Source organism: Duncaniella freteri, from assembly GCF_004766125.1.
In the GTDB taxonomy this organism is placed as follows: domain Bacteria; phylum Bacteroidota; class Bacteroidia; order Bacteroidales; family Muribaculaceae; genus Duncaniella; species Duncaniella freteri.
In genome coordinates, this window is record NZ_SJSA01000004.1 from 12,170 (window position 1) to 30,399 (window position 18,230).

27 protein-coding genes, 2 tRNA genes and 2 pseudogenes are annotated in these 18,230 nt (G+C 47.0%); 27 read left to right on the forward strand and 4 right to left on the reverse strand.

Translation table 11 applies throughout. From position 1 onward, the window contains the following. Position 1: 1 nt before the first annotated feature. The 3 genes and pseudogenes from EZ315_RS16480 to EZ315_RS15895 form a co-directional block, all read left to right on the forward strand. Positions 2 to 184: pseudogene (locus EZ315_RS16480) on the forward strand (peptidoglycan-binding domain-containing protein); the annotation flags it as partial. Positions 185 to 220: 36 nt separating this feature from the next. After that, on the forward strand, positions 221 to 730 hold the full coding sequence (locus EZ315_RS15890) for an N-acetylmuramoyl-L-alanine amidase (RefSeq protein ID WP_168182182.1): 510 nt from the start codon (positions 221 to 223) through the stop codon (positions 728 to 730). A 4-nt stretch (positions 731 to 734) separates the two neighbouring features. Next, positions 735 to 1,268 carry a YajG family lipoprotein gene (locus EZ315_RS15895; RefSeq protein ID WP_135472334.1) on the forward strand — a complete coding sequence of 178 codons (534 nt, stop codon included), beginning with the start codon at positions 735 to 737 and terminating at the stop codon, positions 1,266 to 1,268. A 157-nt stretch (positions 1,269 to 1,425) separates the two neighbouring features. On the opposite strand, the gene EZ315_RS15900 is transcribed toward EZ315_RS15895, so the two are convergent. From EZ315_RS15900 to EZ315_RS15915, 4 genes are all read right to left on the reverse strand, one after another. Then, positions 1,426 to 1,692: a DNA-directed RNA polymerase subunit alpha C-terminal domain-containing protein gene (locus EZ315_RS15900; protein ID WP_135472335.1), complete on the reverse strand. Its 267-nt coding sequence runs from the start codon at positions 1,690 to 1,692 to the stop codon at positions 1,426 to 1,428. Positions 1,693 to 1,807: 115 nt separating this feature from the next. After that, the gene (locus EZ315_RS15905; protein WP_135472336.1) at positions 1,808 to 2,983 is read right to left on the reverse strand and encodes a phage integrase SAM-like domain-containing protein; all 1,176 of its coding nucleotides are present in this window, start codon (positions 2,981 to 2,983) and stop codon (positions 1,808 to 1,810) included. Between the two features lie 235 nt (positions 2,984 to 3,218). After that, on the reverse strand, positions 3,219 to 3,869 hold the full coding sequence (locus EZ315_RS15910) for a hypothetical protein (protein ID WP_135472282.1): 651 nt from the start codon (positions 3,867 to 3,869) through the stop codon (positions 3,219 to 3,221). Between the two features lie 71 nt (positions 3,870 to 3,940). Then, on the reverse strand, positions 3,941 to 4,303 hold the full coding sequence (locus EZ315_RS15915) for a helix-turn-helix domain-containing protein (protein WP_135472283.1): 363 nt from the start codon (positions 4,301 to 4,303) through the stop codon (positions 3,941 to 3,943). Positions 4,304 to 4,466: 163 nt separating this feature from the next. On the opposite strand from EZ315_RS15915, the gene EZ315_RS15920 reads away from it, so the two are divergent. From EZ315_RS15920 to EZ315_RS16035, 24 genes and pseudogenes are all read left to right on the forward strand, one after another. After that, positions 4,467 to 4,823: a hypothetical protein gene (locus EZ315_RS15920; RefSeq protein ID WP_135472284.1), complete on the forward strand. Its 357-nt coding sequence runs from the start codon at positions 4,467 to 4,469 to the stop codon at positions 4,821 to 4,823. Between the two features lie 24 nt (positions 4,824 to 4,847). Beyond that, a complete protein-coding gene (locus tag EZ315_RS15925; protein ID WP_135472285.1) occupies positions 4,848 to 5,324 on the forward strand; it encodes a hypothetical protein in 477 nt (158 codons plus the stop codon). 94 nt (positions 5,325 to 5,418) lie between these two features. Beyond that, positions 5,419 to 5,493 (forward strand) — tRNA-Phe (locus tag EZ315_RS15930). 346 nt (positions 5,494 to 5,839) lie between these two features. Beyond that, positions 5,840 to 5,910: transfer RNA gene (locus EZ315_RS15935), tRNA-His, on the forward strand. A 21-nt stretch (positions 5,911 to 5,931) separates the two neighbouring features. Further along, on the forward strand, positions 5,932 to 6,150 hold the full coding sequence (locus EZ315_RS15940; protein WP_135472286.1) for a hypothetical protein: 219 nt from the start codon (positions 5,932 to 5,934) through the stop codon (positions 6,148 to 6,150). 3 nt (positions 6,151 to 6,153) lie between these two features. After that, positions 6,154 to 6,402, forward strand: a complete 249-nt coding sequence (locus EZ315_RS15945) for a hypothetical protein (protein WP_124076702.1) — start codon at positions 6,154 to 6,156, stop codon at positions 6,400 to 6,402. A gap of 415 nt (positions 6,403 to 6,817) precedes the next feature. Then, positions 6,818 to 7,051: a DUF3276 family protein gene (locus tag EZ315_RS15950; RefSeq protein WP_135472287.1), complete on the forward strand. Its 234-nt coding sequence runs from the start codon at positions 6,818 to 6,820 to the stop codon at positions 7,049 to 7,051. Next, positions 7,035 to 7,442 (forward strand): zinc-finger-containing protein, encoded by a 408-nt coding sequence (locus EZ315_RS15955; RefSeq protein WP_135472288.1) that lies wholly within the window; start codon positions 7,035 to 7,037, stop codon positions 7,440 to 7,442. Before EZ315_RS15950 ends, EZ315_RS15955 begins: the two co-directional genes overlap by 17 nt. 52 nt (positions 7,443 to 7,494) lie before the next feature. Continuing rightward, positions 7,495 to 7,713: a hypothetical protein gene (locus tag EZ315_RS15960; RefSeq protein ID WP_135472289.1), complete on the forward strand. Its 219-nt coding sequence runs from the start codon at positions 7,495 to 7,497 to the stop codon at positions 7,711 to 7,713. A 116-nt stretch (positions 7,714 to 7,829) separates the two neighbouring features. Further along, on the forward strand, positions 7,830 to 8,618 hold the full coding sequence (locus EZ315_RS15965) for a hypothetical protein (protein WP_135472290.1): 789 nt from the start codon (positions 7,830 to 7,832) through the stop codon (positions 8,616 to 8,618). Continuing rightward, entirely contained in the window at positions 8,615 to 9,688 is a 1,074-nt protein-coding gene (locus EZ315_RS15970; RefSeq protein ID WP_135472940.1) for a hypothetical protein, read from the forward strand. The genes EZ315_RS15965 and EZ315_RS15970 overlap by 4 nt, the downstream gene beginning before the upstream one ends. 12 nt (positions 9,689 to 9,700) lie before the next feature. Next, complete coding sequence (locus EZ315_RS15975; protein ID WP_135472292.1) at positions 9,701 to 10,327, forward strand: DUF3127 domain-containing protein; 627 nt, start codon at positions 9,701 to 9,703, stop codon at positions 10,325 to 10,327. Continuing rightward, positions 10,327 to 10,743 carry a NinB/YbcN family protein gene (locus EZ315_RS15980; protein ID WP_135472293.1) on the forward strand — a complete coding sequence of 139 codons (417 nt, stop codon included), beginning with the start codon at positions 10,327 to 10,329 and terminating at the stop codon, positions 10,741 to 10,743. The genes EZ315_RS15975 and EZ315_RS15980 overlap by 1 nt, the downstream gene beginning before the upstream one ends. 55 nt (positions 10,744 to 10,798) lie before the next feature. Continuing rightward, positions 10,799 to 11,374: a hypothetical protein gene (locus EZ315_RS15985; protein WP_135472294.1), complete on the forward strand. Its 576-nt coding sequence runs from the start codon at positions 10,799 to 10,801 to the stop codon at positions 11,372 to 11,374. Positions 11,375 to 11,376: 2 nt separating this feature from the next. Next, positions 11,377 to 13,113, forward strand: coding sequence for a DEAD/DEAH box helicase (locus EZ315_RS15990; protein ID WP_135472295.1), 1,737 nt, complete (start codon positions 11,377 to 11,379; stop codon positions 13,111 to 13,113). Next, the gene (locus EZ315_RS15995; RefSeq protein WP_135472296.1) at positions 13,110 to 13,331 is read left to right on the forward strand and encodes a hypothetical protein; all 222 of its coding nucleotides are present in this window, start codon (positions 13,110 to 13,112) and stop codon (positions 13,329 to 13,331) included. The genes EZ315_RS15990 and EZ315_RS15995 overlap by 4 nt, the downstream gene beginning before the upstream one ends. Positions 13,332 to 13,364: 33 nt before the next feature. Beyond that, complete coding sequence (locus tag EZ315_RS16000; protein WP_242452642.1) at positions 13,365 to 13,751, forward strand: VRR-NUC domain-containing protein; 387 nt, start codon at positions 13,365 to 13,367, stop codon at positions 13,749 to 13,751. Positions 13,752 to 13,765: 14 nt separating this feature from the next. Then, positions 13,766 to 14,608: a hypothetical protein gene (locus tag EZ315_RS16005; protein ID WP_137070943.1), complete on the forward strand. Its 843-nt coding sequence runs from the start codon at positions 13,766 to 13,768 to the stop codon at positions 14,606 to 14,608. Then, positions 14,571 to 15,224 carry a P-loop NTPase family protein gene (locus tag EZ315_RS16010; protein ID WP_170957537.1) on the forward strand — a complete coding sequence of 218 codons (654 nt, stop codon included), beginning with the start codon at positions 14,571 to 14,573 and terminating at the stop codon, positions 15,222 to 15,224. Before EZ315_RS16005 ends, EZ315_RS16010 begins: the two co-directional genes overlap by 38 nt. After that, positions 15,190 to 15,435, forward strand: coding sequence for a hypothetical protein (locus EZ315_RS16015; RefSeq protein WP_175577980.1), 246 nt, complete (start codon positions 15,190 to 15,192; stop codon positions 15,433 to 15,435). Before EZ315_RS16010 ends, EZ315_RS16015 begins: the two co-directional genes overlap by 35 nt. A 51-nt stretch (positions 15,436 to 15,486) precedes the next feature. Next, on the forward strand, positions 15,487 to 15,822 hold the full coding sequence (locus EZ315_RS16020; protein WP_135472941.1) for a ParB/RepB/Spo0J family partition protein: 336 nt from the start codon (positions 15,487 to 15,489) through the stop codon (positions 15,820 to 15,822). Further along, the gene (locus EZ315_RS16025; RefSeq protein ID WP_135472942.1) at positions 15,819 to 17,342 is read left to right on the forward strand and encodes a ParB/RepB/Spo0J family partition protein; all 1,524 of its coding nucleotides are present in this window, start codon (positions 15,819 to 15,821) and stop codon (positions 17,340 to 17,342) included. Before EZ315_RS16020 ends, EZ315_RS16025 begins: the two co-directional genes overlap by 4 nt. Continuing rightward, positions 17,339 to 17,578: pseudogene (locus EZ315_RS16030) on the forward strand (MutS N-terminal domain-containing protein); the annotation flags it as partial. The gene EZ315_RS16025 and the pseudogene EZ315_RS16030, both read left to right, overlap by 4 nt. 87 nt (positions 17,579 to 17,665) lie before the next feature. Further along, a partial coding sequence (locus tag EZ315_RS16035; protein WP_458692938.1) for a DEAD/DEAH box helicase family protein occupies positions 17,666 to 18,230 on the forward strand: 565 nt, incomplete at its 3' end.

Consider the following 18,230-nt stretch of genomic DNA (forward strand, 5'->3'; position numbering starts at 1 on the left):
TATGACTACAATCAAGAAAGGTAGCCGGGGCGATGATGTGAAGAAGCTCCAGCAGGCATTGAACAAAGCCTGCAACTGCGGTCTGAGCGAAGATGGTGTTTTCGGTGCAAAAACGGAAACCGCTTTGAAGGACTATCAAAGGAAATATGGACTGACTCCCGATGGGATAGCCGGCCCCAAGACCTGGAGCAAGTTGGGCTATTCAACATCGGAGGTGCCTATGTCCCGTCTCATCGACGAGATTATTCTCCATTGTTCCGCCACCAAAGAGGGCGTGAACTTCACAAGCGACTCGGTCAATGCCGCCCACAAAGCGCGCAAGTTCTCAACCTATGTTGATTCCAAGACCGGGAAGACACTTTACATCGGATATCACTTCTATATCCGTCTTGACGGAACAATAGAGGAGTGCCGCCCCATAAACGTGCGCGGATGCCATGCGGTCAATCATAATGCACGCTCCATCGGCATCTGCTATGCCGGCGGTCTTGACAAAGCGGACACCAACGGCACGAAGATAAAGGACACAAGAACACCGGCCCAGAAAGCAGCAATCCTATCACTCTGCAAGCGACTGATTGCCGAGTATCCGACAATTAAGCGCATCATCGGGCACCGCGATACATCGCCCGACCTCAACGGCAATGGAGTTATTGAGCCGTTTGAGTATATCAAAGGCTGTCCGTGCTTTGACGCTATCCCGGAGTACAAACATCTTTTCAAAGTATGAGCCGATGAAGAACCTTGTTATAATCGTGGTATCACTTGCCTCTCTCATGCTTTCCGGGTGCCACTCATCTAAGCAGATGTTACCCTCAACGCCCGTCATTGTCAACAATACGGATAGCGTCAGGATTGAATATATCGAGACCGTCAGGATTGATACCGTTACCATTGAGGTGCCGGTTCCGATGGAATCAGCAAAGCAGGTAGTGCCGGATAGCACGAGCCACCTTGAAACATCTCTCGCCGAGTCCGACGCTTGGATAAATGAAGATGGTACACTCGGCCACTCGATCAAGAACAAGGAGCAGAAACTGAAAGCCGATGTGCCGGTGCCTGTCAAGGATACAAAGACCAACAACACCGAGGCAACAGTCAGAGAGGTGCCTGTTCCTTATCCCGAGCCGGTGTATATCGAGCGTGATTTCTCAAAATGGGAATCGTTCCGGCTTGATGCGTTCTGGTATCTTGTGGGATTAGTTTTGATTTCTTTAGGCTGGATTCTACGAAAGCCTTTGATTACTGCCATTAGGAAATGCTTATAGCAATTTTGATTATGTGTGAAAAGAGCCACGTTGTGAAACGCGGCTCTTTTGCTATGCGAACTTTTAAGAATGTCGTTAGTAATTGGTAGTGGAGCGTCTTTGATGATGTAAATTGATGATGTGTGACGCTCCGGGCTGTCGAGATGGCAGCCCTTTTTTATTTGGCGAGTGATAGACCGTGATAGGCGAGGAATTTTTCAAGCGTCTCAACTGAGATCCTGCCGAGTTGATTAATTTTTCTCAACCCTTTGGCGGTTTGATTTACCAAATCGCCGAGTGTTCTGATTCCTGCTTTTTCAAGAGGGCAAAGGATGCGTAGGGAGATGTCAAACTCTACAAGGTGAGCTTTCAGCAACCTCTCCATGTGGAGCCTCGGCTCATCGTATTTGTCAAATTCATTGCTTGTGGAGGGAGTGTCAAACATGGCTGATTGAATTGATGGGTTAATAAAAAAGCGGAGGGAACCACCCCTCCGCCAAAGTCAAACCAATAAGACCTTTCAGATGGAAAGAACTTATTGATAATGCAAAGTTAACACTTTATTTCAGATTATCCAACACCTGTCGCACGGCTTTTGTAGCTTTATCAGGCGTTACCGAGATATAGGCGTAAAGAGAGGTGCCGCCTTTGTCAACTCTATGGCCCAGGATATAGTCAATGACACTCTCACTGATGCCGAGGTCAAAGGCGTGCTGGCTGAATGATTTTCGCGCCGAGTAGAATATGAGTTGTTTGATGCCCGTTATCTCTGCCAACTTGGGCATATTGACATCGAAGAAGTAATGACAGTTTGATTTTCTCTGAAACTCCGTTACACGGATGAAACCATCGGTGCCCTTGTGACGGGCAATAATATCCTTAGCCTCGTCTGGAATACGGAACTCTACAAACTTGTTCATCTTTGGGCGATTCTCGGTCTTTGTCCTAACGTAGTGGATTGTGTCGGTCTGCTCATTGAAATTGATGTTGAGCAGATCAATCATGTTGATACCGCCAAGATAGTATGAGAGCATGAAGAGGTCCCGGCATTTCATGATGTTAGGCTTAACGCTCTCTATGTCCCGGATTTTTCTTACCTCATCTACGGAAAGCCAAGATTGGCGAACCTCCATCTTTGGCAACTCATATCCGGCAAAGGGGTCCACTCGGAACTGCACATAGCCACATCGCTTGGCATAGTTTAGCAAGACCATCAGGAACACGAGATAGTTGCGAACAGTAGTGGGTTTCAGCCCGCGTTCACGGAGATACTTGTCGAGTCCCAGGATTGTCCCGTGTGTAATGTTCTCAACAAGCATCTTCTCGCTGAGGTGCCCGCTGATAGTTTTCCAGATGTTCACATAGCCCTTGTATGTTCCCGGCTTGATGTGGGCGTTATCCATATACTCCTCGTAGATCGATAATAGGGTGCGGTGCTTATAATTTCCTGCGTTTTTGATTTGGTAAACGAGTTCCGAGCAGGTCAGACCGTTTGTGTATGCCAAATCATCGATCACGCCTTGATAGCGTTGTAGAAGACCACGGAGTTTGGTATTGAGAATGGCTGCATCCGGTCTTTTGACTATTGAGCCATTCTTAAACTCTTTGAGGGATTCGATTGTGATGTCAGTTACTATGTAGCGAGTTTCTCCATTGTGCGCCACTGAGATTCTGACCTTATGCCGACCACCCTTGAGGACTTTCGCCGGCACAATAACTGCGTTCAAGATTGCCATATTTCGGACAATTTTTAGGAAATGTTTTTAGCTCAAAGGGTCAATTTGACGATTGTCGGCTATTGTCAAAAATGACCCGATTTGAAAAGGGTTACTAACAAATCCTATTGAAGTTCAGTTATTTCAGCCTCTTAGAGCGGATTTTACGGCATATTTACGAAAAATTTGTCGTACTTCTGCGTAGTCGGCTGAAAATCTTGTAATTTCAATAGGTCTTAATTCCGTGCCGACAATTTTACGGAAATGTTTTTGAGGATGTTACAGGTCCATAATCTGCTACGAATGTGTCATATTGATTTTTAGTTTTACCAATTATTGAGAATGATTGAAATCGCTTGGTTAATTCTTGGAGTTCATGCTCTGATGCCTTAGGAATCACAACAGACCATTGGAGTGTTCCACAAATACTCTTGCCATAGAAATCAGATGCTGCTTGGGGAGAAGGATATTCCCAGTGATAATTCGGCTCGGATACAAGAAATGACGCATCTATCATATTCTGAATGTTTTCATCATACCATTTGTTGAAATCTTCACTATTACTGTGTATATAAGAGAAAGATTCCAGATACACTATCCTCCACGGTCCTGTAAATTGAGGATTGAATTTTCTATACGATGCTCCTAAAGTAGAGTTATCTGCTTTGCCAATCAAAGTATTGAAAGATTCAGTTTTGAATTTTGCTTCCTCCTCGGTATTTACATATTCTAACCACTTTATAATTAAAGTGGATTCATACGAAAATGATGGCATATTGCGAACTGGGATTGAATATGTCATTATTTCCTCATTTTCTTGACACCATCGTAAATAGTCATTTATACATTCGGGGTTAACAGATATTCCGGATGCTTGATATTCAACAAGCCATTTGTCTTGTGCCATCGGCGTTGGATCATCAGAAGAGCATCCATATAGAAAGATGCTTAATATCCCGATTGTCCAATATAAGTATTTCATTTTCCGATTTGTTTTTCAAGTTGAGTAATACGCTCTTTGAGCATGGCGATAGTTTCTGATTTGGATTTGAGGGCATCGTTTAGAGTAGTGATTGTATCCACAAGACCATTTATACGCGCTATGTCCTCTGAGTTGTCTTCTTTTCTTATGAGCATTTCACCGTTGCCCCTTAGCAGCCACTCAGCAGAGATTTCAGGATATGCCTGAAGAATGCTTACAACTGTTTCGATACTGATACCTCTAAGACCCTTAATCTGGTTATCAAGGGTCTTTTGAGGTATTCCGCTTCTTATGGCAAGTGCGCGAATCGACATGCCGCTATATGCAACGATTTCCTTTAGACGGGTAAGAATGTCCATATTGCCTAAATGTTAATAATTCTAAAAATTAGCCCAAACGAGCCTACATAATTTGCATTATTAGCTCAAATGGGCTAACTTTGCATCATCTTCAATCAAACACTACAAAATTAGCAAATTTGATTGAGATGAGCAAGAACATAATCAACAAAATATAAGCAAGATGACCCCAAACGAGACTAAACTCCAAAACCTCCGCAACTACCTTGATACCCTCATCGGGGAGTATCGGGAGGCAATTTCATCATCCGTCCGCGAGATGGAGAAGTTCAATATCTCTCCCGAAGATTTCCGCAAAGAGTCCGTCAGCCTCAACGTAGCCGCCTTTACCCTCGGCTATCTCAATCTGGCAAAAGAGGTATCCGAAAAATCGGACTACAAAACAACCGAGAATTATATCCGCTTCCACAAGCATCAGATTGAAACCAAGACAATCGGTGAGGCAGGTGTAATCACTCTTGCTCAAAACGCCACAATCTCGGCTCTCTCCACCATCATAGACCTCTACCTCGATAAATAAAGTCAAACCAATAACCTTTTAACAATGGATCAGAACACAGCCTATCAGTACAAGGCACTTAACGAGGACTCTTACAACAGCCTCGCCGCCTTTGCAGTATCCACTCCTGCAACCGTAACCCTCCACCCCGGACTTCTTACCATCGTAATCACCGGCGACGACGCCAACGAGGTTGGCAAGTTCATCGACAGAGAGGGTCTTGACTTCCACATCAACCCGATTGAGTTTCATGACGAGACTCTCGGTGCTGTAATTGACTGCGAGACCACCGATGCTGGCACCCTCCGCAAAATCATCTACCGCATGATGGGAGAGCGCTCCGCGATGGAAGAACACCACAATGGTGCTCTTGCCGAAATTACCGCCCAGCGCGACAGCGCGAAGAAAGACCGTGACATGTATATGCGCTGGTATTCTGATAGCACAAACCGAGAAGACCGCGTCAAAGGTCAGGTTCAGGCAATAGCATTGCTGCTGAACGAAATCTTCCCCGAGAAGTAACCCCCGCCAAAGTCAAACCAACCATAACGGCTGCTCAAGAGTGAGCACATAGCCCAGGGGCAAGAGAGCCCCGACCCCGAAAGGGGTTTTAATCGGGAGTATCGCCAAGCGGTTAAGGCCGGGACCGAAAGTCCTAAGTCGGAGGGTTCGACTCCCCCTGCTCCCACCACCAAAGAAGAGTACCTTGACAAGTCTGGAATTTCCGCTGACACGCCCGGACGGGAGACCGCCGGAACATCAGCGATGAGTAGTAGCCGATAAAGAAGCAGTCGAGTATGCCGAGAGGTGAAAGACACTTTGAAACGGGTCGGTGCTACGGTAAGAAAGAACCATCCGTGCTTATGCCGAAGAATGACGGATGGCGAGTTGAGTCGTGTCCGCTCGTGGCAAATGGACCGGTATAAACTGAATCAATAGCACGTCTGAATCCGAAATCAAAACGTAGCATACCTTATGACCGTCTGAAAATGGTTGACGGGTGAGACAAGGATAGGAACGTGAATGATTATAAATCGAACGGTGTAGCTCAGTTGGTAGAGCGGTCTGTGAAACAGATGCGTCGGCGGTTCGAGCCCGCCCATCGTTCCTCACTCAATTAACAACCTATATGGAAAAGACTATTAAAGTAGCCACTCTCGGCATAGCTGAAGAGCTTAGAAATATGGAGATAGGCGATGTCGTTCAGTTTCCTGTCCCCAAGTATAATTACAATTCAATTCGCACCTCCCCCGGCACCACACTTGTAGCCGAAACAATGGAGGGGCGAAAGTGGAAAACAAGAAAAGACATAGATAACAAATGTGTCTTTGTAACCAGAACCGCATAGACTATGGGAAGATGTCTTGTAACTTCGGTAAACCCTGCGGAGATCATGCTTGAGAATATCTTCCGCGTCATGGAGCGTGAGACGTTCTGCAAAGATACAGCTGCGAAAATCGTTGGCGGTGTGAAGAAGTTAGAGGACTTGATTGCCGCCGGCGAAATTGATGCTGAAAAGGGATGCAATGCCCAAAACAGCAAATGGAAATGCAATGCCGCCCAAGTTCTGCGACATTGCCGGAATATGAGAAACAAATGAACTTACCACATAGTAGCCCGTGAGGGTGTTTTTCATTATAAGAATCAATAGATTGCCTTGAGTGCCCGTGAGGGTCGTGGCATCATCTTTAATCAAACCCCGATAGCCGAGCGGGTAATCTCGGCCACTTGGTCGGTAAAGCTCACGTGTTGGAGGCGTGAGGAGCGAAATAACCGATGGAGCCATCGGCCCTCATGGGTTCGATTCCCATACCGGCCACACCCCAAATTAGAATAATATCATTAACGCCGGATGGTCTGTGAAGATAGTCCGGTTTTTTCACATGAGAGACTGACATTTGGTGAGTGTCCCCCGGGTTGAACCGGGCGTAGGTGAATAATCGCGGCCGCTAAATAGCCTACAAGCAGGTTCGACTCCTGCTCTCTCAACTACATCATCAAAACACATCATCAAAATGGATAAGCCAACAATCTCCAAGCGCATCAGCGCCGGAACTCGCGTCTATTACATCGACGCGCACAACGACCGCAAAGGTCAGCCGTATATTTCCATTTCGGAAATACCTACCGACAAATCGCCAGGCAAAAAGAAAAGGCAGCGTATCTTCCTCCATGCAGAGAACGTGGACCAATTCGCCCAGGCATTTGCCGAGGTCGCAAACCATATTAAGAATGAATCTCAAAGATGACCCGATTGTTCTTCTCGGCTGGAGTTGCCCGTATTGTGGTTCTCCAACGAAACTCGTTGACGACACGGAAATCTACGGGCGATCATACGGCACCAAGTGCTATCTCTGCAAACCGTGTGGGGCATGGGTCGGCTGTCATAAGAACTCGGACAAAGCACTCGGCAGAGTCGCAAACAAAGAACTGCGACAACTGAAACATCAGGCTCACGAGGCTTTTGACCCCATCTGGAAAGACGGCTATCTCCCACGCACTGCCGCTTATGAGGTCTTGTCCGTTGCTTTCGGACTCCCGATAGAGCAAACTCACATAGGAATGTTCGATGAGGATATGTGCCGGAAAGTAATCTCATTGTCAAACACAATTCTTAAATACATCAGAGAAGATAGCTAAACAAATAACACGCGGCAAGTTTCTCCTTATAGAATGTACCGCTGGTGAGCTGATGAATGCTGTCGGCTCCGACATCTGCATCTGCGATTGGTGCGGCAGACCATACCTCCCCTCTGATAAAGGGGTCTACATTGCAGTCCTTAATCATTGGTATTGTAAGGAGTGCTTTTATGAATGGGCGGCACAAGCCACCTGGTATCCCCAAGATGCCGATGTTGAGCGTAAGAATTTCAGCTTCTATGCTCCTCGTCTCGGAGTCAAATGTCAGTAAATGTTAAGGCGTAAAAATGGCGGGCAATGCGTTTGCGTAACTCGTTAAAAATGACTAACTTTACTGTATATCAGAAACAATGATATTAAAAGTCAAACCAATAAAAACCTACCTATATGGCAAAGGAAAAACAACCAAAAGTTGAGCAAGACCAAGAGGTCAACGATGCTCAGATGAAAACCGAGGCAGAGGCTAAGGCAATCATCGAAAACAACCTCCGCTTCTACTCGCAAGGATGCGAGGTTCCGGCAGACGCGCTCAAACCAATCAGAGCAGGCCGACTCAAAGGGATGTCCGATGTGAATCCGATGTGGCGCATGAAGAGAATGACCGAGATTTTCGGTCCTATCGGATTCGGCTGGAAATACGAAATTGTAAAGCAGTGGACTGAGACCTACGGAAACGAGGTCAAGTGTTTCTGCGTTGTCAATCTCTTCGTCCGCGATCCCGAAACAAAAGAGTGGAGTGAGCCTATACCCGGCAGTGGAGGTTCTGCCATCGTATCAATGGAGAGCAAGGGTGCTTATGTGAATGATGAGGGCTACAAGATGGCTCTTACCGATGCACTCTCAATCGCTATGAAGCCGCTCGGAATCGGAGGCAATATCTGGTATGGTCCCAAAGCGTCAGGGCATAATGAGAGCAAGTATGAGGCATCCACAAGAGAAGATGCCAATCAGAACCAACATCCTCAGCAAAGTCAAGGCACCTCAGCGATGGCGTTCACCGGCGCACAGCTCAACCAAGCCATTCAGGAAATGAACGCAACCACCACTGAGGCAGAATTTCAGGCTTGCTGGCAGAAATGGGCACAAATATCTCCTGCGTTGACAAGCAATGGCACTGACTTCTACAAAGCCGCGTGTGCAAAAATCAACTCTATCAAAAATCCCTCCGCAAAATGATGCAGTTCAAACAATCCCCTGTAATCTTCGACGAGGATAGCCACAGCTATCAACTCGACGGCAAGAGATTGCTCGGCATCACGGGACTTATACACTCAATCCTCGGATTGGGTGTATATCCCGATGCAAGTGAGCACGTCAAAGATTTCATCATTCCAAGAGCCGGAAGTCGCGGCACCGCCGTTCACCATGCCATTCAGACCTATGACCAACTCGGTATCAAGCAGACTACTCAGATAGTCCACACTCGCTACGGATGCCGGGAGCGTGATAACATTTCCTATGTTGATGAGACGTGGGATGTGAGTTCAGAACTTGAGGCATATATCCGACACCTCAACGGGTTCAAACCTCTTGCCAACGAGTTAACTGTTTCCGACAATGTGCGCTACGCCTCGCAGATAGACAATGTTTGGCAGTACGAGAAAACGGGTGGTATATGGCTTGTCGATACCAAGACTAACAACATCAAACTCTATCCGCTTTGCGGCTACTACAACGCCAACTATTTCAATAGCGGTGAAGATGCCCTCAAAGAATACCTCTCCTGGCAGCTCTCAATCTACGCAGAGTTATTTGAGGCAGAGAACCCCGGACTAAAGGTGGAGGGGCTGGCTTGCAACTGGCTGAAAGCCGATGCTGATGCGTTCTGGGTTATAGAGCGCAAACCATCCGAGTTGGTTTTGGAACTCCTTAAAACCACCTATTTTTTCAGCGATAATGGACCTGTCTATTTCCATCCCGATCAGTCGGTGTTCGGCATCGGCTCAACTCTCCCTGCCGAAGTCAAAGAGCAAACTCCGATAGTAGCACCCGATGTTGTGGATTATTTCACATCACTACTGAAAACATATAAGGAGGCAGAGGCGAAACTTGAAGAGGCTAAAACAGCATTGAGAGCCGCCATGACGGAGCATAAAGTGAAGTCTTTTGATTTTGGTTCATTCAGTGCCACAATCGGGGCCGACAGCGTTTCAACCTCCTTTGACACCAAAACATTCAAAAAGGATCATCCCGAACTATACAAGAAATATGCCTCATCAAAAGCCAAAAAGGCAGTTTCACAATAAAACTCAAAGACAATGATTAAATTTTCAGCAACAAACGCCCTGGTTCACTCGGTTACTCCGGTGATTGAGATTGAGTCCAGATCCGGCGGTCAGCCGTTCTGCAAACGGGAACTCATCATTGATGACTCTTGGGAAAAGGATGGCAAACTTTATACTAACTTCGTTTCAATCGAGTTCACCGGCGACAAGATGGCTCAACTTGACAGAATCTATCCCGGTATGCGTGTGAACGTGGATGGACTTCTGAGCGGTCGAGAGTATAACAATCGTATCTACAACACCGTCAGTGGGCAGTCGGTTTCTCCTTATCAGGCTCAACAGCCCAGTGCGCCCGCCCCGGCACCCATGCCCGGCAGTTATCCTCAACAACCGCAATATCAGCAGGCTCCCGGCTATCAAGCCGCTCCTATGCCCAGTGGTTATCCTCAACAACCGCAATATCAGCAGGCTCCCGGCTATCAAGCCGCTCCTATGCCCAGTGGTTATCCTCAACAGCCTGCCGCTCCTGCCTATCCTCAGCAACCCCAACAGTATGCCCCATCACCTGCACCGGCAACCGCGCCCGTTACGGCTCCTGCACAGCGGCCATACAGTTCACCATCCTCGCCGGGTGTGAATGACTTGCCGTTTCCGCACTGATGGAAGCCAATCTCATTAAGCGCAACGGAGTAGTGACTATTGATAAGGATTTCGACCTCATGTGTTCACTACTCCGTAACGGAGAATACACAGTAAAGATAGTACGAAAGACTCAACCTCGTACCATATCGCAAAACTCATTGATGTGGATGTGGTACAAGTGTATGGAAGAGGCAACGGGGACTCCCAAAGAGGACTTTCATGATTATTATAAAGCCAAGTATCTTAGCCGTGATGTAGTCGTTGGCAGAAGGTGGTACCGGGTTCCCGGCAGTACCACCGACCTCAACACCTTGCAGATGACAAACTATCTTGAAAAAGTCAAGGCGGACGCAGCAACAGAATTTGGGATAATGCTCCCACTTCCCGAAGATAGGAACTATCAAGCGTTCATATCTGAATATAGGATAAGATAACACGTCGGACGGTCAGAAATGGCCGCCCGGCTTTTTTATTAACAATTTCAAAACAATGGAAACCCAAGAAATCAAAATCAAAAAAGCCAAATTGAGCAAAGGCGGCTGTGTCGAGGCATCGTATATTGATGCCGACGGCAACGAGATTACTTTAAAGGGTAAAAACAAGTGCCATAATGACCTCAAAGTGGCACTTGCCGCTCTGGTCCCATTCTTTGCCGACCTTACCGAACAGAAGGAGGCAGACACCATCGACTGGAGCGACCTTGAAAGTGCCGAGAATGTTGACCTCCTCCGTAAACTCGATGTAACGGGTCTCAGTATCGGCGGTGATGACAACAACCGCATCATCACTATGACAGGCCGGCGCACCCTCATCACATCAAGGGTTCTTAATCTCAACGCTCCCGGCGTAGAGATGGAATCCGAGACATTTGAGTGGAGCCACATCGACGACTTCGACTTAGCGGTGCAGGCTTTCATTTATGAGGTCAAGGAGTACATCGTAAACCGCAAATGGGAGGTTGTTCAGGCAACTCTCTTTGATGGTGATCCCGATGACCCCTTTGCCGGAGCCGAGCCGACCGATGCCGCTCCCCCTGTTGAACAGCCTGCCGAAAATGTAGCGTAAGAATGAAACCAATATATATTACCGAAACGCCCAACACTTTCCGCCTCTCCTTTGAGTATAACAAGGAACTTGTAACAACCATCAAGCGTGTGCCGAGTGGCCCGCGATGGGATGCTCAAGAGAAAGAATGGATTGTGAAAAAGGAAAGTATCTGCTATCCTCCCGGGCGTGATGCTCGGTGGTATGTAGAGGCTTTCGCTCAATGGGCAGTTGCCAAACACTTTTGTACTAACATTTCAAGGCGTAGCGAATCCCACGATGTAGTATATGAGATTCCACCGATGAAGAATTTCACCGGCGAACATTATATGCTCCTCAATCCATACGAGTATCAGTTGGAGGGAGTGCGCTACGCCTTGGATCATAAGCGTTGCATTTTTGGCGACCAGCCCGGCTTGGGTAAAACTCTTCAGGCGATATGCTCAGTAGTCAAGGCTCACAAGGAAGCCGCTGTCTATGGGGATTCATTTCCTGTACTCGTAATCTGCCCCGCTGCTCTCAAAGTCAACTGGCAGCGTGAGTTCAAAAAGTTTGCCGGCATCAACGCTGTTATTCTCGATGACAAAAACCGCGATAGTTGGCATCGTTTTTATGAGTTGAGGCGTGGTGATGGAGACCCCTATGCCCCGGTGTTCATCACAAATTATGAGAGCCTAAAAAAGTTCTTTGTGAGTGATGTCAAAGACCACGCACGAATGACTCTACGTTCCATAGTCTTCGATGAACGCATCAAACTGTTCAAGTCCATCATCATAGATGAAAGCCATAAATGCAAATCAAGCAAGACACAGCAATCAAAGTATGTTGAGGGAATCTGCAAAGGTAAAAAGTGGGTGTTCGCTCTAACGGGTACGCCTGTTGTCAATAATAATACCGACCTTATCCAGCAGCTCAAAATCCTCGGCAGGCTTGATGACTTCGGCGGCTATAAGCAGTTTGTCGGCCGCTACTGCGATGGACCCAAACAATCCTCCAATCTGCGAGAGTTGAATTATCGCCTTTGGATGTGCTGTTTCTTTCGTAGAGAGAAAGCTAAAGTGCTTACTCAGTTGCCCGACAAGATGCGCCAGTACATCACTTGCGACATTACCAACCGCAAGGAGTATGACGATGCAGAGAATGATGTTATCAAATATCTCCGTCAGTACAAGAATGCGAGTGATGACCGAGTGGCACGCGCCATGAGAGGTCAAGTGATGGTAAAGATGGGCATACTTAAACAGATTGCGGCGAGAGGTAAAATCAAAGCAGTTTCCGAGTTTATCCATGATGTCATAGACGGAGGGGAAAAACTCATCATGTTTGCATATCTGAAGGAGGTTGTGGAGGCTCTGAAAAAAGAGTTCCCCGATGCAGTAACCGTTACGGGTTCTGATGACATCAAAGCCAAGCAGAACGCAGTTGACCGCTTCCAGAACGACCCCGAGTGCAAACTCATAATCCTCAACTACAAGTCCGGCGGAACGGGTCTAACACTTACGGCTGCAAGCCGAGTTGGGTTTATCGAGTTCCCCTGGACCTATTCGGATTGTGAGCAGGCAGAGGATCGCGCCCATCGCAACGGACAAAAGAACGCTGTCAACTGTTACTACTTCCTCGGTGACAAGACCATTGACCGCTATATGTATAATGTCATTCAGACAAAGAAAGACATTGCCAACGAGGTTACGGGAACCACTACCCAAATCGAAGAGGATATGCTCAACATCACAATGAACCTGTTCCAAGACCGAATATGAAAAAGAGATTCAAACTCCTCAACCGCTCCGGCAAAGTCCATATTTTGCATTGGGCGGCTGATGGTAAGCTGTTCGGTCCCGACTGGGAAGCTGTGGCTACGTTTGATGACAAAGACTCAAATCTGGAAAGATGCAAGACTATAATATGGCTTATGAACGAGTGCGACAAGCACACAGACCACCCTAACGATGACAGAACAAGAGATAATAAAAAGTGAGCAGGGTTATTCGGAATCCAAGATACAGCATATATGTGTGAATTGGTTCCGGCAGACATTCCCCATGTCGGCAATCTTCTTTTTGCAGTGCCTAACGGCGGATGGCGTGGAGCCCGCGCCGGTGCCCAAATGGTATATGAGGGACAAGTCAAGGGCGTTGCTGACCTCATCCTGCTTTATCCGTCAGGAGGCAAGTCAAGCCTCTGCCTTGAGATGAAAGTACCAAAGAAGAAAGGTAGCAGCGCCGGAACCCAGAAACCGCACCAGATAGAGTGGCAGGCTCTCGTTGAGAAATATGGTAGCACCTATGTAGTGTGTCATGGACTCATCGAATTTATCAAGGCTGTTTGCGACTATCTCCAAATCAATTCAACAAAGTATATCGACGAAGCTCTTAATAAATATCCTCTTTACCGATGATCAACTACATCGAAATGATTAACCGCTTTTGGCAGGAGGTTGAGATGAAGGATTTTCTTCCCTCGGAGGCTTGCGTATATTTCAGACTTCTGGATATATGCAACAGGTTAGGATGGCAAAATCCGTTCCCCCTCTCCAACTCACGGGCAGTCGCGCTGATGGCGATGAATGAAAAGACCTTTCGTGCTATCAGAGACAAGCTCGGCGGGCGCGGTTTAATCGAGTTCAGGAAAGGCAAGAAGAGGGAGAGCGCACCGATGTATTGTTTCCCGGAAAAGACTGATGATGGTTGTTGGGTTTTTCCTTGGGGGAATTTTTTGGAGGTAAAAAATACCGTTAAAACTACCGTTAACACGCCCGCTAACGCTACCGTAAACACTACCGCAAACACACCCGTTAACACGCCCGCATATAATAAAACTAAAACTAAAACAAATAAATCTCCTAACGGAGATAGTGTGGGACAGCCCCAACCGGAAATATCGTTGTTTGCAGAAGAGGAAAAGAAAGCCGGCAGGCGAAAGCCAAAAGCATCCAAAGACCCACCATCTACACCGCCGACGCTTGATGATGTCTTGCAATATTTCCTAAGCCAAGATGCAGACAAGCGTCTTGAGAATTGGGAAGAATCCGCCAGGCGGTTCTTTGACAACTTCAACGCCGTTGACTGGAGAGATAAATTCAACCGCCGGATCACAAGATGGGACAGCAGGGCTAACTCATGGATTCTTGATGATGAGAAACGGCAAAAAGAAAGGATAACCCCTAATGAAACTAAGCAAGCAGATAAACTTTCAGAACGTAGAGGCACTGAGCCAAATGCTACAAGCCGAAAGGGTTTCAAGGGAACGTTTTAGCCTTGAAATTTCCGAAAAGGATTGTGCCAACGGGCTGTATTCCGCCATGAAAGCAGAGGTTCAGTATCGTGGCGGTACATTCAATTTAGATGCTGACACTCGCTCCCATATCTTCACGGCTGCCAAATGGCTCATCAATCCGAATAGCACACCAGGTCTGTTGTTGTGCGGGTTGTGTGGCAACGGCAAGACTACCCTTGCAAGGGCTATCGCATGGCTAATAGGATACCTCTCGGAGCGTGAGTTGGGGTATTCCAACCGCAAGAGGATGCCGCTCTATACTGCAAAGAACATTTGCCGGCTATGTGCCGCAAGTGAGAAATTCAAAGAGCAGTATGATGAGTATGGGAGATTGTTCACCGAGCCTATGATGATAATTGATGACCTCGGAGAAGAGCCAAAAGAGGTCATGGTCTATGGTATGCCGCACACTCCAATCATTGACATCATCAGTGAGCGTTATGCCGCCCAACGGATGACCATAATCACGACCAACCTTGATGTTGACCAACTCAAAGGGAAATATGGAGAGCGTATCACTGACCGCTTCCGAGAAATGCTAACCTCAATCATTTTTGAAAATGACTCATACCGAACCAGTCCGAGTGATAGTTAGATGGACCACACGCGATGAAGAAGCCATTGCCGCCATTCGCAAGCATTTTAATCTGCCCAATTATACCACGCTTAACGGCTGGACACCGGCTGAAATCAAGCCGGAAGATATGGATATGTTTGAAGAATGTGCCCGACGAGGGTTCTTTGGCATTATCCGCGAAAAATGGTGTAAAAATGGTGGCCAATATATTTTTTCATCTCGTAAATAATGGCTAACTTTACAGTATAACAAACTAAAAGTCAAACCAATAAAACCAATTATGGAAATTAGAAAAATTCCACTCTCATTGGTGTCTCCATCACCGATGAACCCTCGCAAAACATTTGACGAGGATGAGTTGCAAGAGTTGGCGGACAACATCGAGAAGCAGGGGTTACTCCAGCCTATCACCGTCAGACCCATTGCAGACAAAAAACAGTTTGCCGTTGTAGATGGCAACGCCGACTTCCACCCGAGTATGAAATCATCTGCGGAGAGCGCCGCTTCCGCGCCTTTTGCAAACTATCTGACAAGTGGCGGGAAATGGATTGTGTGGCTCCTAAGGGAGAGACATATGACCGCTTCTCTGAAATCTCTGCTATTGTGCGAGAAATGAACGATGAAGAGGCATTTGACGCGATGATAACCGAAAATCTTCAGCGCAAAGATGTTGACCCCATTGAAGAGGCTTTTGCTTTTGGTCAACTTATCCAAAAAGGCAAGACCGCTGAAGAAATAGCGGCTCGATTTGGCAAGTCTATCAGATTTGTTCAGGATCGCGTCAAACTCAACAATCTCATCCCGGAACTCATGCTTGCTGTCAGAGATGACAAAATGAGCATATCGGCGGCGATGATAATTGCCAAGCTCGATGATGAGCATCAGCGTCGTTATCATTCATCCTACTCCAACAACTCCAGCGGATTCACTAAACAGACCGCCGATAGTTTCACTAAATCTCTCTTTATGTCTATCGACGGGGCTCCCTGGTATCAGACCGATGACCAAGCCGATGAAGATTATGAGGGAGGGTGTGGTTGTAAGTGTTCGGAGTGTCAACTCAACACCGCCAATCATGGGTGCTTATTTTGGGATATGAAGACGGAAGATGCCGGGAAATGCACCAACCGGGATAAATTCTATGCCAAGCACTCTGCGTTCATCATAGATATGTTAAATCGCTTTGACCACCCGGTAATCAAGAAAGGTTCACCGCTTGAGACCGGGAGCGTTGTCATAATAGATGATGAGGAATGGTGCAGCCCAGCCACGAAAGAACTCAAGAAAGCCATCTATGAAAAGATTAGAGCGGCAGGCTTTGAGGTAATCAAGGCTAACGAGATATTTGAAGGCAAATGCCATTACACTGACAAGAGACTTGACCGTAACATCGAGATGGGATATGTCTATCAGTGTCTTAAAATCTTCACATACGACAATGTGAGCTTTGGGACACAGTGGCGGTACTTCAAGGGAAAAGGCAAGATGCTTGAGGCAAATGAGGGCAAAGATAAAACTCCGGCAACCTCCACTCAATCAGCAGAAGCGATGAAACTCATACAGCAGCGCAACCGAATAAAGGAAATCGCTGTCGAGAAAATCACAGCCGAATCCCGAGCAATGGCCGGCAATCTCGCAGAGGCAAAGCGCAAAGGAGAGTTGAGCGATGCAGAGATGTTCGCATTTCAGTGTATAATATTCTCCCTCTGCGGATCTGATATGCTGAAAAGGTACGGGCATAAAGGTTTGGGCAAGGTGTCTGAGCGTTCTTTCATCGACGTAATCAAGCAGAATCGAGCAGACTGGTCAATGTGGATAAGAGAGTTTATCCGCACGATAATTGCCAGTGCTGATATAACCCACAATGGGTTCTATCAGTATTGCGCCGGAGAAGTGCTGAAGGAATGGATGCCCAAAGAGTGGAAAGAGATGATTGACAAATATCGAGTTAAACTTGATAAAGACCTCGCCAAAAATGCTGAGAAACTGAAAGGTCTTGGTTATGGCATAGACGGCAAGTTGCTCCCTCAACCTAAAGAATCGGTTGTCAAATCGGTTGTAGATTCGACAAAGATTGAGGCAGAGACAATCGCTATCCCAAAGGGAAGAACATACAAAAGCAATTCAAGGAGATGAAAGCCAAGCATCCCGGTACTATTCTTCTCTTCCGTGTCAATGACTTCTATGAGTGCTTTGATGAAGATGCCGAGAAAGCAGCTAAGACTCTCAAACTGACGCTTACCACCGCAAAAGGCAACAAACTTGCCGGTTTCCCTCATCATGCTCTCGACACCTATCTTCCCAAACTCATAAGAGCCGGACATAAGGTTGCAATCTGCGAGCAACTTGAAGATCCGAAAAAGAAGAGTAACAAAGGGAAATAAGAATCTCCCTTAAATCACATCATCAACTCAAACGCGGCACTACTCAATCAAACGGGTGGTGCCGCTTGCTTTACTATGGAATATCAAGAGTTTCTTAAATCCAAGATAAAAATATCCGAGGAGTTCGGCTTTACTGTCAAGATAGAGGAAATCAACCCCAAGTTGAAACCTCACAACAAACTGATGGTAAAATGGCTCGTTGAGGGTGGCAAACGTGCCTGTTTCGCATCTTTCGGATTACATAAGACTGTTACACAGTTGGAGGCGGTAAGACTTACCCTCTCTAAAGTCGGCAAAGGGAGCGGCTTGATAGTCTGTCCTCTCTCAGTCCGTCAGGAGTTCGTAGAGGACTCCAAAAACATACTCGGCTGGGAGCGCCCCCCAAAGTTCATCAGACGTGCCGAAGAGATGGATGGCGATGGTATCTACCTCACAAACTACGAAAGTATCCGAGACGGCAAGTTGGATCCAGAATTGTTTGTTGTCGCAAGTCTTGATGAGGCCTCCGTCCTCCGTGGTCTCGGCGGTTCAAAAACATTCCGGGAATTTATGAGGCTGTTCACCGGCGACGGTGGTCCCATGCAAGTGCGCCGGCAGGCAGAGCGTATCAAATTCCGCTATGTCGCCACTGCCACCCATC